This window comes from bacterium (assembly GCA_022616075.1).
Taxonomy (GTDB): domain Bacteria; phylum Acidobacteriota; class HRBIN11; order JAKEFK01; family JAKEFK01; genus JAKEFK01.
In genome coordinates, this window is record JAKEFK010000150.1 from 13,379 (window position 1) to 28,983 (window position 15,605).

General features: G+C 48.8%; 13 protein-coding genes. 5 read left to right on the forward strand and 8 right to left on the reverse strand.

The features are described from left to right. The first annotated feature begins 13 nt into the window (after positions 1-13). On the forward strand, positions 14-232 hold the full coding sequence (locus L0156_12225; protein ID MCI0603766.1) for a DUF5683 domain-containing protein: 219 nt from the start codon (positions 14-16) through the stop codon (positions 230-232). Positions 233-485: 253 nt separating this feature from the next. Here the strand turns inward: L0156_12225 and L0156_12230 are convergent, their stop codons facing one another. Then, positions 486-884, reverse strand: coding sequence for a transcription elongation factor (locus L0156_12230; protein ID MCI0603767.1), 399 nt, complete (start codon positions 882-884; stop codon positions 486-488). A 55-nt stretch (positions 885-939) separates the two neighbouring features. Then, the gene (locus L0156_12235; protein ID MCI0603768.1) at positions 940-2,034 is read right to left on the reverse strand and encodes a tetratricopeptide repeat protein; all 1,095 of its coding nucleotides are present in this window, start codon (positions 2,032-2,034) and stop codon (positions 940-942) included. Positions 2,035-2,368: 334 nt separating this feature from the next. Here L0156_12235 and L0156_12240 point away from each other — a divergent pair, with 334 nt between their 5' ends. Next, positions 2,369-2,695 carry a CBS domain-containing protein gene (locus L0156_12240; protein MCI0603769.1) on the forward strand — a complete coding sequence of 109 codons (327 nt, stop codon included), beginning with the start codon at positions 2,369-2,371 and terminating at the stop codon, positions 2,693-2,695. Positions 2,696-2,731: 36 nt separating this feature from the next. Here the strand turns inward: L0156_12240 and L0156_12245 are convergent, their stop codons facing one another. Continuing rightward, positions 2,732-3,217 (reverse strand): tetratricopeptide repeat protein, encoded by a 486-nt coding sequence (locus tag L0156_12245; protein MCI0603770.1) that lies wholly within the window; start codon positions 3,215-3,217, stop codon positions 2,732-2,734. A gap of 6 nt (positions 3,218-3,223) precedes the next feature. Further along, entirely contained in the window at positions 3,224-3,805 is a 582-nt protein-coding gene (locus tag L0156_12250) for a hypothetical protein (GenBank protein ID MCI0603771.1), read from the reverse strand. A 93-nt stretch (positions 3,806-3,898) separates the two neighbouring features. On the opposite strand from L0156_12250, the gene L0156_12255 reads away from it, so the two are divergent. Together L0156_12255 and L0156_12260 are read left to right on the forward strand one after the other, a co-directional pair. Continuing rightward, complete coding sequence (locus tag L0156_12255) at positions 3,899-5,242, forward strand: hypothetical protein (GenBank protein ID MCI0603772.1); 1,344 nt, start codon at positions 3,899-3,901, stop codon at positions 5,240-5,242. Positions 5,243-5,255: 13 nt separating this feature from the next. Then, on the forward strand, positions 5,256-6,446 hold the full coding sequence (locus L0156_12260; protein MCI0603773.1) for a tetratricopeptide repeat protein: 1,191 nt from the start codon (positions 5,256-5,258) through the stop codon (positions 6,444-6,446). A 48-nt stretch (positions 6,447-6,494) separates the two neighbouring features. On the opposite strand, the gene L0156_12265 is transcribed toward L0156_12260, so the two are convergent. Beyond that, a complete protein-coding gene (locus L0156_12265) occupies positions 6,495-7,826 on the reverse strand; it encodes a response regulator (GenBank protein ID MCI0603774.1) in 1,332 nt (443 codons plus the stop codon). On the opposite strand from L0156_12265, the gene L0156_12270 reads away from it, so the two are divergent. Next, complete coding sequence (locus L0156_12270; GenBank protein MCI0603775.1) at positions 7,826-8,884, forward strand: ankyrin repeat domain-containing protein; 1,059 nt, start codon at positions 7,826-7,828, stop codon at positions 8,882-8,884. The two genes, L0156_12265 and L0156_12270, sit on opposite strands and share 1 nt — an antisense overlap. A 220-nt stretch (positions 8,885-9,104) precedes the next feature. On the opposite strand, the gene L0156_12275 is transcribed toward L0156_12270, so the two are convergent. From L0156_12275 to L0156_12285, 3 genes are read right to left on the reverse strand one after another with little or no spacing between them, the layout of a single operon-like run. After that, positions 9,105-11,078 carry a sulfatase-like hydrolase/transferase gene (locus L0156_12275; GenBank protein ID MCI0603776.1) on the reverse strand — a complete coding sequence of 658 codons (1,974 nt, stop codon included), beginning with the start codon at positions 11,076-11,078 and terminating at the stop codon, positions 9,105-9,107. Further along, positions 11,063-13,051 carry a tetratricopeptide repeat protein gene (locus L0156_12280; GenBank protein ID MCI0603777.1) on the reverse strand — a complete coding sequence of 663 codons (1,989 nt, stop codon included), beginning with the start codon at positions 13,049-13,051 and terminating at the stop codon, positions 11,063-11,065. The genes L0156_12275 and L0156_12280 overlap by 16 nt, the downstream gene beginning before the upstream one ends. Beyond that, entirely contained in the window at positions 13,051-15,294 is a 2,244-nt protein-coding gene (locus L0156_12285; GenBank protein ID MCI0603778.1) for a sulfatase-like hydrolase/transferase, read from the reverse strand. The genes L0156_12280 and L0156_12285 overlap by 1 nt, the downstream gene beginning before the upstream one ends. Positions 15,295-15,605 lie beyond the last annotated feature (311 nt).

Below are 15,605 nucleotides of genomic sequence, written 5' to 3' on the forward strand. Positions count from 1 at the left end.
GAGGTAGATGACAATGAGAAATCCTGGAGCTGCCGCTGTGCTGAGTTTCCTGATTCCGGGCCTGGGGCAGATCTACAATGGAAAAATCCTACGGGGTATTTTCTGGCTGATTATTACGCCGGGACTGTGGATCGGTTCCGGTGGAACTCTGGGTTGGATCTGCCACATCATTTCCGCTTACACCGCTTACTCTTTCGCAGAAAGAAATCCGTTGCGAAGCCAAACCGCTTAGTGCAGCGCGGGCATCCTGCCCGCATTACGGGTCGCAGGGCTTCCAGCCTGCTTTTTATTGGCGCAAATAAACAGCAGTATCCGGGTTGTTCCTTTTTCCATAAATCAAAGGAGATCTCCTCATAAGCGACCAGCTTCAGCTTTTTTCCTTTGAGTGGTCCTTGTAATGCTTCTCCGCAATCAGTCCTGTCTTGTATTTCATAAATGATTTTTTAACAGAAGATAACGAAGAAAGCAAAGAAAAACCAGCCGTTCTATTTCTTTCTACGCCTGGCCGCTTGCTTTGCTTGTCTGGATAGAGCTTTCTTTGAAACTGTTCTGTGTCCTTCTTTTTTAAGCGCGCGCCTCGATGAGCGGGACCGCTTGCTGGAAGGTTTTTTTCTTCCGTTCCTGCTGCCTGCGCGATAATCTTTTTCTGCTTGCTCGCGCGTGCTTTTGGAAACTGTGCCCTTTTTCTGCGGTTTCAGTCTAACGCCGCCCCTTCTCGCATTCGACAAACCGATCGCGATTGCTTGCTTTGCTGATCGAGCTCCATGCTTTCCTTCGCGAACGTGATGGATCTCCTCACGGACGAATTCACCGGCCTGTGTGGTGGGAGCTTTGCCCTTTCTTTTCGCTTTTCGTGCTTTTTTAACGGTTCCTTTTTCAGGCATGATCGAGCCTCCCATACCCAATCTAAGATCTTTTCGCTCAGGTGCAATTCGCGATTTAGCTTGCTGCGGCTTCCACCTGACCGGGGAGACATTCCTGCTTTTTGCGGCAACTGAGGATATGCGGATGGTCCGGTTCGAGGATTTGCTGGAAAATCGTTAAAGCACGATCATAAAGCGTGTGAGCTCCTTCGTAGCGGCCTTGAGTTTCGTAGAAATCTCCCAACTGAACCATTGTGAATGCGCTGTCTATATGTCCGGCGCCCAAACATTTTTCTTTGATCGCAAGGGCATGCCAGTAGAACCATTCGGCCTGCTGAGGGCTGTTTTGCAGTGCGTGAAAAGTTGCGAGATTCACAAAATTGATGGAGGTCTCGTAATGATCCCGACCGTATTTATCTTGAGTAATGGCAAGTGCGCGGTTCAGCAATTTCTCCGCTTCACGGAACTTCTTTTGCGCCTTCAGTAAAGTGGCAAGCACAGTAAGGTCGCCGGCCAGATCTGCATGGTCCGGCCCAAGAGCTTTCATCCTGATTAAGATCGCCCGCCGCGCAAATGGTTCCCCTTTTTTATAACGTCCTTCAGCGTATTCCAGATCGCTGAGGTTGCGATAAATGCATGCAACACGCGGATGTTCTGATCCCAGCCTTGCCTCTAGAATTCGCAGGGCGCGATAGTAGAGCGGTCTTGCTTCCGCAAAATTCTGATTATGCCTGAACAATATGGCAAGCTGATTGATTGCATATGCGTATTCCAGATCGCGCCGCCCAAGAAGTTCTTCGGCCAGACCCACTGCTTTTCTGATTAAGGTTTCTGCTTCATCGCGGTTTCCCTGTATGAGCCGGATTCTTCCGAAATGATACAGGGATCGCACCTTTAAACGTTCCAGGCGTTTGTCACCACGGTGCGGCTCCATCAGCTCGCATGCGCGTTGGAAGCATTGTGCGGCATCTTTGTATTCGCGGTAATTTTCGAGAATCAGTCCGAGCTTGTTGAGAACCGATACAATTTCAGGAACGGTTTTGCCTTTGGAGCGATGAAAAAGTCGCAAAGCCCGCCGGTAAAGAGCTTTCGCAGCCGGCACGTTTCCTGACTGATAAGATCTCCAGGCAACCACAGATAAATCACAAGCAAACTCAATTGCATGAATCATGGCCCAATCGTTCCTCCTTCTCTTTCATTTTCACAAAAGAGGATACGTTGTTGGCCCTTCGACGGACTCTATCTTTAGTTAGAGGCTTTGATCTGCAAATGGTGCACGTCCGCAGGCACGGACTCCGACCGTTGGCAATACACCTCCTCGATTATTACTTTTTAGGGAAAGGGTAAATTTTCCCTGGAGGTTGTTTATGTACGTTTCAAAGCTTATGACTCAGACAGTTCACTCATGTAGCGTGGAAGATAATCTTGAAAGGGCTGCAAGCAAGATGTGGAACCACGATTTAGGGTGTCTACCGGTAGTAGACAAAGGAGGTCAAGTAGTGGGAATGATCACTGATCGGGATATCTGCATGGCAGCCTACAGTCAGGGCCTTGCACTGCGTAGTATTCCTGTTTCTTCTGCGATGTCTCAAAGTGTGTACTCCTGCATGCCCGATGATCCCATACAGGCGGCGGAGGAAAAAATGTCCTCCCATCAGGTTCGCCGGCTTCCGGTTTTGAATGATGACCGAAAACTGATTGGCTTGCTCGCACTCAGCGATCTGGCCCAGGAGGCGGAGCGAGAGATCGGGTTTGAGCGCAAGGAAATCAGCCGCCAAGAAGTAACCGATACTCTTGCGGCAATCAGCCAGTCTCGCGCGGCTTTCAGTTGATTCCATGATGGTTGCACGGCCATCATCGAGAATATTTCAGTTTGAGGTCGACCGTTGTTGTCTGACTTTATGCAAAGACTCAGCAGCCATGACCGAGAGCATTCGTGCGCGACTGGCTGCTGGATTCTTTTTTTGCGAATCCAGCTCCAGGACCTGCTTCAAATCAGCAGCAGCTTCTGGGAATTTTCCCAGCATCAGGTAAATCTCCGCCCTGTTCGTGAGCGCGTAGATATCGTGTGGATAAAGCTTCAAGGCGAGGGTGTATCTGATCAATGCCGTATCATACTGTTCCATTCTTTGATAGACAGCACCAAGCATGGTGTGTATATAAGGATGATTCGGATCCAGAACCGCCAGGCCTTCAAAGATTTTTCTGGCTTCTTCCAGTCGTCCTTCCGAAAAGAAGTTGTGACCGCATTCCAGAACGGACGCCATCTGTGCGCCGCTGAGTCCGAAGATCTGCATAAACTTCAGCTTCCCTTTGCGGTAACGTTCCAGTTTTTGTTTGTCGATACCTGCCATATACCCTCACGCTCGAATCATGCGCAGCATGTTCCTCTGTAAATCGCTGTTAGCCGATTGCACTTTCTTCAAAGCTGCAAACATTTCATTCACCGCTTCCATGGACGGCTGAAACCGCGAGGTATTCAGATTTTTGACTTGATCGGACGAAAGCATGTCGTTCAGCGGTTCGAGAATTTCAGGCCTGGCGAACTTAGGTCCGAGTTTTGGCTTCAATCCGGCGAGTGCTTCCTGAATTCCGCTTTGTAAAAAGGAAGTCACTCCCTGTTCAAAACGGAACGTGTGGTTGCGGAAAGCGGCAAGGAGTTGATCGATTGAAACGATTTCACCGGCCGGCGCTCCACTTCCTGCAGTCAAAGCAAGATAGTCGACCGGCGTACAAACAAAGCCGGCCTGGGGGATCGCAGACGCTAAGCGGGGAAGTTCCGTCTGGCTCTCATTCACTGAAATCCAGTTGAATGAGCGGATCGCCTGCTCAATGAACTCGGGCGCCTGCGAAAGAGCGGCCTGTACAATGCCTTGATTGACTGCCTGCATATTTGCAGGAATCAATCCGGCAGTTTGTGAACGGGAGATTTCAGCAGCCATACACTCAATAACGCACGCTTTTCGCAAAAAACCCTTCAAACAATGAAGGGATTTTTCAGAAAACCGTGCGTTAGTGAGCATGGAGGTTCAAAAATGATCACAAGGTTAACAAACAATATTCCGATCATCGTTTCGCCGGAGCCAGAACCTGAACCGCAGCAACCCCCGGCACCGCCGGCAGGACTCGGTATCGCAGGAACGTCTGATGGTTTCGAGAGCGCAGATTCCGCTGTAGTCAACTATTCCAATCTTATGCAGCAGGGATCTGAAGCCGTCAGTCAGCCGGTTTTTACTCCGGAAGCCGTGGTGGACGCTTCTTCAATGTTTGATTATGTGGAGCAAACTGAACAGCCGGCACCACCTGCATCACCCGAACCACCGGAAGCAGGGCTGGGACAGAAGCTGGAGGAGTTTACTGAGAAGAAGATTGTGGACACATACGAACAGAAGACGACTAAAGATTTCGGACCCGCTCCGGATCGGAGCACCTCGGCTGAAACAGCAACGTGGGGTAACGAACAAATGCCGGATAATCTCGGCTCTCTAGGGAAAGGTGGCGGAACAACTGTGGCCGGTTTGGAAGGATCCTGGAATCTTTTTGAATTCGGCAAGATCGATGAAAAAGCTGAAGGAGATTGGGGATCAGCTTACGCAAAAGGTTCCACTCAGGTTCTTGGAGTCAGTGGACAGGTGTATGCCAATGCAGGTGTCGATCTTGATAACAAGACTGTCAGCGCATCGTTGGGCGCAAAAGGAAGTCTTGAGATTGTGGGCGCTCATTATGAAGCAGGCTACAGGACTCCCGACGCAAAAATCGGAGATGAAGAAGTCAATCTCAACGGAAAAGTGAACTTTGATGCCTATGTTGGAGCGACCGGAAACGCGGAAATTGGCGTGACTCTCGGTGGTGAAAATAAAGTCAAGATTGGAGCTGGTGCATTTGACGGAGCACACGCAGAGATGGGCGGCGAGATTGGGGTCGCAGATATGGGTGGTGTGACCGGTAATATCAAAGGTTGGACCGGCGTTGGCGCGAAAGCTGGATTCGGTGCGGAATACAAAAATGGAACGGTAAAAGTGGATCTGGGACTCGGTCTTGCCTTAGGAATAGGCGCTGAATGGGATCTCGGGCTTAAGGTCGATTTCAGCGAGATTATCGACACCGGGCTGGAGGGAATGCGTGAAATCGGTCTGGAAGAAGAGGCTGATTGGATTGAAAATACCGCAGGCGATGCCATTGAGTTTGCCGGAGATGCGGCGAAATGGGCCGGAGACACAGCTGAAGATATCGGCAATGAAATTGGTGATGCCGCGAATGATGCCGGCGACGTCATTGGTGATGCGATCGATGAAATTGGTGGGGCCGCTGAAGATGTTGGCGATACAATCGGCGACGCGGCCGGTGACGTGGGCGATTGGTTGGATGACTGGATCTAAAGGAGAAAATTTTATGAATACCGCAACACAAATGATTGAACAAGGCAAACAAGAACTAAACAACCTTCAATTTATGGCTGCCGGAAACGCTTTTGAAAAAGCGTTGAAAAAGGATCCTCAATCGGTGGATGCTCGCATCGGACTGGCACGCATTCGGATGTTGAAAGAAGAAAGGAAAGAAGGAGCGCGTCTGGTGGAGGAAGCATTGAAGCTGGCGCCGCAGAATGCAGAAGCGCTTGCATTGAAAGGCGTCACTTGCATGCAATCGAAGGCCTGGAAAGAAGCGGTCCTTTATCTGGAAAAAGCCGGCGATGCGGATCCGAATCTGGAAATGACTTACGTAAATCTCTCAAAGTGTCACCGAAAGCTCGGCAATTGGAAAGCAGCAGAGGACGCAGCACGAAAAGCAATCCAGTTGAACAGCAAAAGTTATCAGGCCCATGCGGAGCTGAGCGTTGTGCTGGTCAAAACAAAAAGGGTTGCAGCCGGAATCAAAGAGATGATTGAGGCAATTCGCATCAATCCGCTCTTTCTCCGAGGTTATCTTTCGCTTGGCCGTTTGTATCAGCTTGCAGGGAAGATGGATCTGGCTATTCGGCTGTACGAAAACGGATTGAAGCACAATCCAGCGGCGACCCCTCTGCGTGAAGAGCTGGCCGGAGCATACGCGTTTCAAGGAGATTTTCATAGCGCTTACAGGCAGGCGGTCCTGATTGCGATCAGGCGCGGCAATGATTCCGATTGGCTTAGAGTAGGCAACTGCGCGCTTGCGATCGGTCAGTTTGAAAAAGCGGATCAGGCTTTTCTGAAATCGCTGCAGAAGAACGCGGACAGCTGGGAAGCTCACTACAATCTCGGTGAGCTGTATTTCACAGCAAAGTTATACGAGAAAGCGAAGGAGCATTACAGAAAGGCGATTGAAAAGGACGGCAAGAGTTATAAACCATTCAACGGAATCGGATTGCTGTTACTCGTGGGGGAACGGAATTCCGCAGAAGCTCAAAAATATTTTCTGCGCGCTCTGGAACTCGCGCCTGGCCGGAAGGAACCGCTCTTGAATATGGCGCTCGCTCTGGCTGACCGCAAAGTCTACGCAGAGGCCGTAAAATTTGCGCGCGCCACGTTGCAAGTTGCCAGAACAGGAGACGGAATCTACGAACAGGCGGTGCAATTGATCGGCCAGTTCGAAACCATAAAACAATAGGCCAGTGCAAATCGAGCTCCATTTGCTTTCGCCGAGATCTCCGCGCACTCACTCCGCCTTCAGTAAGTGTTGGATTCTCTCAACAAGAGTTTCCATAGAAACCGGTTTCATCAGAAAAGCGGTGAAGGGCAGCGTAGGGGACTGCTGAAGAACACTCTCCTCCGAATAACCGGAGATGTAAATAATTCTTAAGTTCGGTTTCTGTGAAACGAGACGTTGTGCGAGCTGTTTGCCACTCATTTCAGGCATGACCATGTCCGTAATCATTAAATCGATGGATCCATTTTGACTTTGAAAAATTGCAAGAGCTTCATGAGGAGAGCGGCCTTCATGAACAACAAAGCCGCGTATCTTCAGGAACATCCCGATTGCGGATCTCACCGATTCGTTGTCATCAACAAGCAACACCGTGCCGGTACAAGGCGAACCGGAGCCAGTTTGTTGAAAAACGATAGGTTCAACCGGTTGCTCAATGATGGGAAGATAGATTTCAAAATTGGTTCCCTTCCCTTTTTTACTGTGAACGGAAATGCGGCCGCCACTCTGTTCGACAATTCCATAAACTGTAGCAAGACCAAGCCCTGTTCCCTTCTCTTTTGTCGTAAAAAAGGGCTCAAAAACGCGGGCGGATGTAGCTTCATCCATTCCACAGCCAGTATCCTTGACGGATACCAGGGTATATGCGCCGGGACGCACCCCAATATTTCGATGAGCATACTCTTCATCCAGAAAGATGTTCGAAGTTTCAATGGTCAGTCTGCCTCCTTCCTGCATCGCCTCACGTGAGTTAACAGCGAGATTGAAGATAAGCTGTTCAAACTGTCCCGGATCCACTTTTACCAGGCCCAGCTTTTTGGCCGGCAGGATGTTTAGCTCCACATCTTCTCCAATCAGCCGCCGTAAAATGCCTTCCATATCGCGAAGGCATTGATTTAGATCCACAACTTTAGGCGTCAGTACTTGCTTGCGGCTGAACGCAAGCAGTTGTCGTGTCAACGACGCTCCATGATTTGCAGCTCTTTGAATTTGAATTAGATCCGCGCGTAATGGATCCTCTACATTCAGCTTTAGCAAGAGCAATTCACAATATCCTGTAATGGCCATGAGAATATTGTTAAAGTCGTGCGCAACACCACCTGCCAACTGGCCTATTGCCTTGATCTTTTGAGCTTGCCTGAGCTGCTCTTCAAGATTTTTATGCTGCGTGATGTCAAAGATATAACCTTTGATCCGGATTAGATCACCCGCATGGTCAAATTCACCAATAGCATTTTGAATCACATGCAGGCGATCGCCATTCCGATTCCGAAGCTGTGATTCAAAGTACTCAAGCTTCTTCTCTTTACAGACTAAATCCAGGAACGATTCATAATCCTCCATTGAGTTTCGCATTTGCAGCGGAAGATTTCGAAGGTACCGCTAAAGGAGCGTTGCAGGTAAGTGGAAAAAAAGTTGATCTGGTTTATTCCTACGCGGTGCAGAAAACGAAAAAGCTGAGCGTGATTCTTGCGGATCGTCCCGTTCCGATGGAAGCGCTTGGAGACTATAAAGCTCTCGTGAATCTCAGCCAGGAAGGCAAAGTGAGGGCGGTCGAAGTGGTGATCGATCCCATCAAAAAAGCGGCTGCCGAAGTGTTTTTCTTCGATGACCGGTTGCCCGCTGAACTTTCGGTAAAGGAGCCGGGGCCGTTTACGGCAAAAAAAATGGATGAAAAAACGGTTTCCGGAAAACTTGTAATGAAGGATCCGGATTTTTCCTTTGGCTACGATGCGACCTTCTCAGCGCCCGTTTACAAACCTGCTATTACGCCTGGCCGTTCCGTGGATACGAATATGCCCGCGGAAGAGCAGGCAAAGATCGGCTTGAAAAACGCGGGATTGGATTTTGATGATGACACTTTCACGCGAAAAGTTCAAAATGGAGATGCCGGCGCCGTTCAACTCTTTTTAGCGGCCGGCATGAAGCCGGTCGTGCATGGCAGGCAGGCGATCTGGGCCGCAATCGATTTCAAACATGCTGAAGTTGTGAAGGTGCTGATCGACGCCGGCGCGGATGTGAATGAAGTCGGGGAATATGAGCAATCCATGATTCTGCGCGCAGCTGACACCAAAAATATTGAAATACTGGAGATGCTCATTGCAGCAGGAGCAGATGTAAACCGGGCCAATTCCTACAAGATTGCTCCGCTCGCATCGGCAGCCGAACAAGGAAGCATAGAAGTTGTGCAAACATTGCTGAAAGCGGGAGCAAAAGTGAATGCGCGGAATACTTATGGTGGTACGGCCCTTCAAGTCGCGGTGCTTCGTGGCTACACCGATATCGTGAAAATGCTGATCGAAGCGGGAGCTGATGTGAAACGGGACCGGGCCGAACTGCTCGAAATAGCCCGCAGGGAAAAGCATGCAGAGATTGAAAAGATCCTTCTGGCAGCAAAGTAAATTCTTTGCGGCTTCGCGTCTTTGCGTTAAGCTGCAAACAAGAAGGAGGTTCGGATCGCTCCAAACCGCCATCTAAAAATACTCTAATTAGAAATCGACTCCGAGTCCGATTTCCAAACGCCGGGACGTCCCTCGTCGTTTTTTCTACAGGAATTTGGAAGGTCAAAGCGGCAAGGCCGCACATTTGAGGATCCTTTTTTCTAATGACTCTGACATAGCACTATTGAGAAGATCTTGAGCTTAATCGTGCGACTGCCTCACGAGCTTTTTGTCTTTCAAGGGGCTGATCCTTTTCAGAGCTGAGCGACAGGAATCTGCGATACGATTGTAACGCCTCCTTCCTTTGTTTCATTTTTTCGAGCTGCACGGCCAAATTAAAGTGCGCTGCAGCATTGGCCGGATCCGTTTGCACGGACTGTCGAAAGGCTTCCAGTGCCTCTTTGTTTTCTCCCAAGAAAGCGTAGGTTCTCCCCAGCGCGTTTCTTGCGTACACGTAATCCGGATTGATTCGGAGCGCTTCCTGATAGGCCGGCAAGGCACGTTTCCAATCTCTCTTATCACGTAAGATGTTACCCATGTGATAGTGCGCTTCAACACTGAGCTTATTTAGCTGAATCGCTTTTTGCATTTCCCTTTCCGCCGAATCCAAATTTTTCTTACGGTGGTAGAGGATTCCAAGATTCATATGAAACGCAGGCGCTGCAATGCCTTGATCCAGCGCATTACGGTAAAGGCCTTCTGCCTTATCCCATTGATCCTCCTTCTTGTAGCATGATCCAAGATAATCGTAGACCAGCAACGTGTTCTTTTCGCGAGCGAGGATTTCCTCAAAAACAGCGATGGCCTTGCGGCAATTTCCGTATCTCGATAGTGACATGCCGAACTGCATTTGATTCCATATCTCCATTTTGTCTTTTGGATCTGCACGGGAACCGGCTTGGATTTCTGTTCCCGAAACATATCCAAGGCTTCTCAATTTTTCCTGCGTTTCGGAATCGAGTGTTTCTTGAACACCAGGTTTCTTTTCCAGAAATGGAGCCAATTTATTCCGAAGCTGATCGGCAACCTGAGAAAAGTCCTTCACACGATTCTGTTTTTCGCCGGGATCAGTCGGCAAGTAATACAACTCGGGCTTCGGTGCAAGGATAAAGTGAAATTTCCCGGCTTCGATCCCATGTAAAGAACTCCACCCGAGATTGAATTCCGGATACAACGATTCACTGTAGGATGGAATCTCGGGAGCTTTGCCTCCTTCAATCGCTGTTCGTAGGCTAAAACCCTCTCCAAGAGTTTTTGCGAAACCAAGATAATCCAGCAATGTTGGAGCTAAATCAATGGTACGAGATAAGGAATGGATTTGAGTTTCACCAGCAATCAAATCAGGAGCGAAGAGAATCATTGGTACATGAAGAGTGGAGTTGTAGATCAAAACAGAATGACTGTTTTCCTGATGCTCGCCAAGTCCTTCACCATGATCGCCAACCATTGCGACGATACTGTTTTGAAGTGTTCCTGATGTTTCCAGATCCTTGATCAATTTACCAACAACAGAATCGGTAGACGCTACTTCACCTGCATACGGGTTAGTTTTGTATCGTTCACGAAACGGCGCGGGCGGTTCATAAGGAGCATGTGGATCATAAAAGTGAATCCAGATAAAAAAGGGTTTGCTCTTATCGCATTTTTTCCACCATTGGACAAATGATTTATAGACATGCTCTGCATTCCGTTCCGCTTCGGGATTCTCCAACATTGCAATTTTGGTCCAGGTTCGGTCTTCATATATGTCAAAGCCCTGTGCGAGACCAAAGCGATGATCCAGAACAAAGCTACCGATAAAAGCTGCGGTCGTATACCCCTTCCTTTTCAATATTTGCGCCAGCGTAATCTGCGACTCGGACAAACGGAAAGTCCCATTGTCACGCACACCATGCGAAGAAGGATACAGGCCGGTCATGATCGATGCATGGGAAGGAAGTGTCAGTGGAACAGGCGTTCTCGCACGGGTGAAGTTTGCACCTTGTCTGGCCAGGCGATCCAGATTGGGAGTTTGAACATGTTTGGAACCGTTGTAACTAACGTAGTCTGCTCGCAATGTATCGATCGTAATGAGAATCACATTGCGAGGCGCACTGAAGGCGACAGTTGGAAGCAGCAAGAGGATGAGTAAGAAGCAAATCACGAATCGGTGCATATTTTCTCCGGCGCAAGCAGCTCCAACCGGCTGCGATACAGCCGCAGTAAATCGCGGTTACCGAGTTGCTCTGCGATCTGGACCAATAAAACGATCACCTCTTTATCATATGGAGAGCTCTTCAATAATGTTTGTAGAGTTGACAGACTCTCGTGATGCTCTCCTGCGGCGTCATAGGCTCTTGCCAGTGATAACAGATCCTCTCTTTCGGCCAGTCCCTCTTCTACGATCTTCGAATACAAAAGAACAGCTTCTTTTGGTTTGTTTTCTCTCATCAAATCGCCGGCTTGCAATCGCTTTTTGTACGCTTCGTTGTGCTTATGCCATTCTTGTTGCTCCTTCTTCTTGAGTTTTCTAAATTGCTGTAAGGCCGCCGCTGCTTCCGTCTGTTTCCCCTGTCGCGTGAAGAGCAAAGTAAGATTGTAATAGACTTCCGGATGTTCCGGCGCAAGTTTCTCAAGACGCGACAGGTAGTCTCCGGCTTTCTCCAACTGGCTTTCCTTAAGGTGCATTGTCGCAAGGCTGTAAAGCGTATTCACGTTTTCAGGATGAGCTTCAAGATGTCTGTCCAAAAGGGTGCGCAACGCTCCGTAATCTTCAGTTGTCAACGCCGATAGTGCAAAGGAAGCGATATTCTCCGCGGCCAACGGATCCAATTCGATACCCTTGGCCAGAGCTGCAATCGATTCAGAGAGCGCCATCTTTTCATAATAAAGATTTCCAAGCGTGATGTAGACCGCTGCATTTTGAGAGTCCAGCGCAAGGGCTTTTTGGGATGACGCGATCGCGAGATCTGTCTTTTTTTGAGCCTGCAAAATTTTGGCAAGCAAATAGTGGTAGGAACCGTTGTCCTGGTCCATACTCAAAGCTCTACGGATGCTGCATTCGGCAAGATCATAGACGCCCGCTTCGCGAGTTGAGTTCGCCATGTGAGCATAAAGCGCAGGAATGTCAGTGAGCCATTTCAGGATCACTTGTTGTTGCTCGAACGATCCCCAAAAATTCCCGAGCTTTTCTGAGGCTTGAATCATTGTCAGATAAGCGGGAATACAACGCATGCAGCCGGCAATCACTTCTTCAGCAATCTGTTTTGCTTCGGTCAATTTTTTCTTTTCGAGCAGCGTTGTCATTTCAGAAAATTTTTGAACAAGAACAGGGTGAGACACCGAAGAAACGGCTTCGTTCTTGCTCCTCAAAAACAACCAGGAAACGGGATTTTGATCGTTTAGTTGAAAAGCGATCTTGAAAAGTGTTTCTGCCTGTTGAGGCTCATTGCCTTTCAACCTGGCTACGCCAAGAGCGAAGTAAGCGACGTCATTGCCAAGATTGTTTCCGAGGATCACGGCCAGATCCCGGGGTGATTTCAGCAAAAGCCACTTAGCTTCTTCCTGAGTAGAAAGCAGCGATTGCAAGATTGTGGCGGCTTCACGGTCGCGATCCTGATAAAGATAGAGCTGCGCTAATAGCAGTTTTGCTTCCGCAGATTGCTGCGCTTTTTGCAGATCCAGAATCCCACTGTCGATCTGATTCAGGAATAGGGATGCGCGCGCCCGATCCAACAGCGCCGGTTGAAAATCGGGTGATTCCTTGAGCGAACTATCGAAATGTTGTTTCGCCTTGGAGTATTCGTGTCGTAGAAGATAGAGTTTTCCCAATAGATGCCAGGCTAGCTGCGGGCGTCTTGTTTGCGAGTTGGCCGCAATCTTAAGGTGGCGTTCTGCCTCTTCCCATTGAAATTGTGCAAAAGAGATTTGACCTAAAAGTAGGTGCGCCGGACCATGATTTGGGCTCTCCTGTAATACCTCTTGTAACAGCTGAAATGCCGACTGCAGATCTCCCGATTCCAATAGAGAGGCGCTCTTTTGGATTTTCTCCGGGATCGTAAGCGCAGAGGAATAGGCGGCGAGTGTTATGAACAATCCCAGGAATATTAAGTGCTGAAGATGGACCATCGCCAAAAAAAATCTACTCATTACTCCTTACTCTTTAGTCGTTTTCGAATATCTATCAGAAGGCGCTCCCTTCGGTCAGAAGGAATGCCAGCGTTTGCTTCTGCTATCAAACGGAGAATCTCTTCAGGGCTTCTTTTTTCAGCCAGATAGGCCTCTGCCAGGTGATAGGAAGCTACAAAGTAATGAGGATTCATTTTTATTGCCTGTTTAAAACAATGGATTGCATCCTCAAGCCTGTTGAGTTGCCGGTAAACTCGCCCCAGGTTGAAAAACGCGGCTGCGTTACTGGAATCAAGCTTCGTTTCCTCAAGATACTCAGCTGCAGCATTCTGTAGTTCCTTTTGGGTTTCGTAAATGGCACCAAGTTGAAAATGCAAGCCACGGCCTTCGGGAGTGAATTGAAGTGCCTTCCGGGTCATCTCTTCTGCTGATTTGAGATCTCCGGTTAGCAAATGCACTTCTCCAAGTTTCTCCAACAAACCGGATTGCACTTCCGGCGAGGTTGTGGTCTGAATTGCGTCTTTGTAGGAATCAAGAATTTGAGAAAGATACGGCCGGGCATTTTCGGGTTGATTCATGCTGCGGTACAGATTGATCAAATTGAGCATGCCGCGGAGATGCGACGGCTCGTATTTTAAAAGTTGTAAGTACCAATCTTCGGCCTCTTTGTTGTTTCCTTCAAGCTGATAAAAGAAGCCAAGGTTGTATAGCGTTTGCGTATGATCGGGTTTGAGACGAACCGTCTTCATCATCGCATCGAGCGCCTTCTGTTTTTCGAGCAGATGAAGATAGGCGGTGGCCAAAAGAAAGTGTGCCTCAACGATATTAGGATCCTGTTCCAAAATTTGGCGGGTGATTTGAACTACGAGAGGATAGTTTTTTCTATCCGACGCCTTATGCGCGCGGGTCATCATCTCCAACAGATCAATGCGGTCCTTCGGATCAATTTTCCGGCTCTCACCCGTGCCTCCGGCGGCCGTTCCGATATAACCAAGAGATCGTAACTTCTCCTTGGTTTCAAGATCGGGTGTTTGTTTTTTTGCAAACGTATACTTGGGAGCGGAATGTAAAAAAGTTTGTAGACCTCTGTGCATTTCCTTCGCGATTTCCGGCTTTTCCCGTATCAGATTTCTTGTCTCCTTGCGGTCCGTTTGTCGATCGTAAAGCTCAGGAGTTGGGGCATCAATGAATTTGTACTGCGAAGTGGTTACCCCCTTAAGAGCACTCCACCCGTAATGAACTTCTGCCGAGATGCTCTCGCTATAGGCTGACCTCTCCGACTTCTCTTTTTTCTGAATCAGAGGAATCAAGCTTTTCCCTTGCATCAAGGCGTTAGACCGAATCCCCAACCAATCGAGAACGGTGGGAGCGATGTCGACATGGCTTACGACTCCTTCAACTCGTCTGCCCTCTATATTCGGAAGTCGAATGAAAAGCGGAACATGCTGAGTTGCGTTGTAGATAAACAAAGAATGGGTCTGTTCCTTGTGCTCGCCTAATCCCTCTCCATGATCTCCTGTTATAACGATGATCGTTTTTTTCTTTAGTTCAAGTTGCTCCAGGACTTTCACAAAATTGCCCAAAACATGATCTGTATATGCAATCTCTCCGTCATAGGACGCTGACTTATATTCCGTCTTGAAAGGCTCGGGCGGTTGATACGGATCATGAGGGTCGTAATAGTGAACCCACATGAAAAATTTCTTTTGGTGATTCTTTTGAAGCCAGGCATTCACTTCCATCTGCGTTTCTTCAGCAATGCGATGCACATCGGTGTTTGTGATTCGAGCCTGAGCGAGAGTAAAGGAATCGGAGTAAAGATCGAAACCCTGGTCGATTCCGAACTGCGAATCCAGCACAAACGCAGATATAAATGCTGCCGTCTGATATCCGTTATTTTTTAGAATTTCTGCCAAGGTGGTTGCGTGAGAATCCAAAATGAAGCCGAAATTGTCACGAACTCCATGCGTTTGAGGAAGCAGGCCTGTCAATAGAGAAACGTGCGCGGGCAATGTCATGGGCGCCTGGGAAATTGCATCCTCGAAAATCAGACTTTCGTAGGCAAGCTTATCCAGATTCGGGGTTCGAATGTGTGTGTAACCATAAGCGGGGAGGTGATCAGCCCGAAGTGTATCAATGGTCACAAACAAAACATTGAAATCGTGAAACGAGCCGAAATCGATAGATTCCTTTTTTCGGAGTTGATAAATCGCTGCTCCCGCAAGGAGTGCCACAAAAACAGTGATGAGGATATTCCTGCGCATAGCCATATTCTAATGGTAGGGGAGGCCGTCGAAGAACTGATCATGCAGCTAAGTGTCCCTTCCCATAAATATGATGACATATGGCGCGAGCGCCGGGCAGGGCAGATGCGAGACGCCGCGACGCAGTCGATGCCCCAGTGCATCGTCGAGGAGCGGCAACGAAGCAGATGCCTGTCCGCCGCCGCGCCCCTCTGGGCTGCGGCTCGCAGGCTTGCTGGCTTCGTTGCTCGCTCGTTACATACCACAGCGGGTATGCGCCTCGCTCGCGCCTTGCCATCAAGCCTGCGAGCCAGCAGCATATGTCATCATAT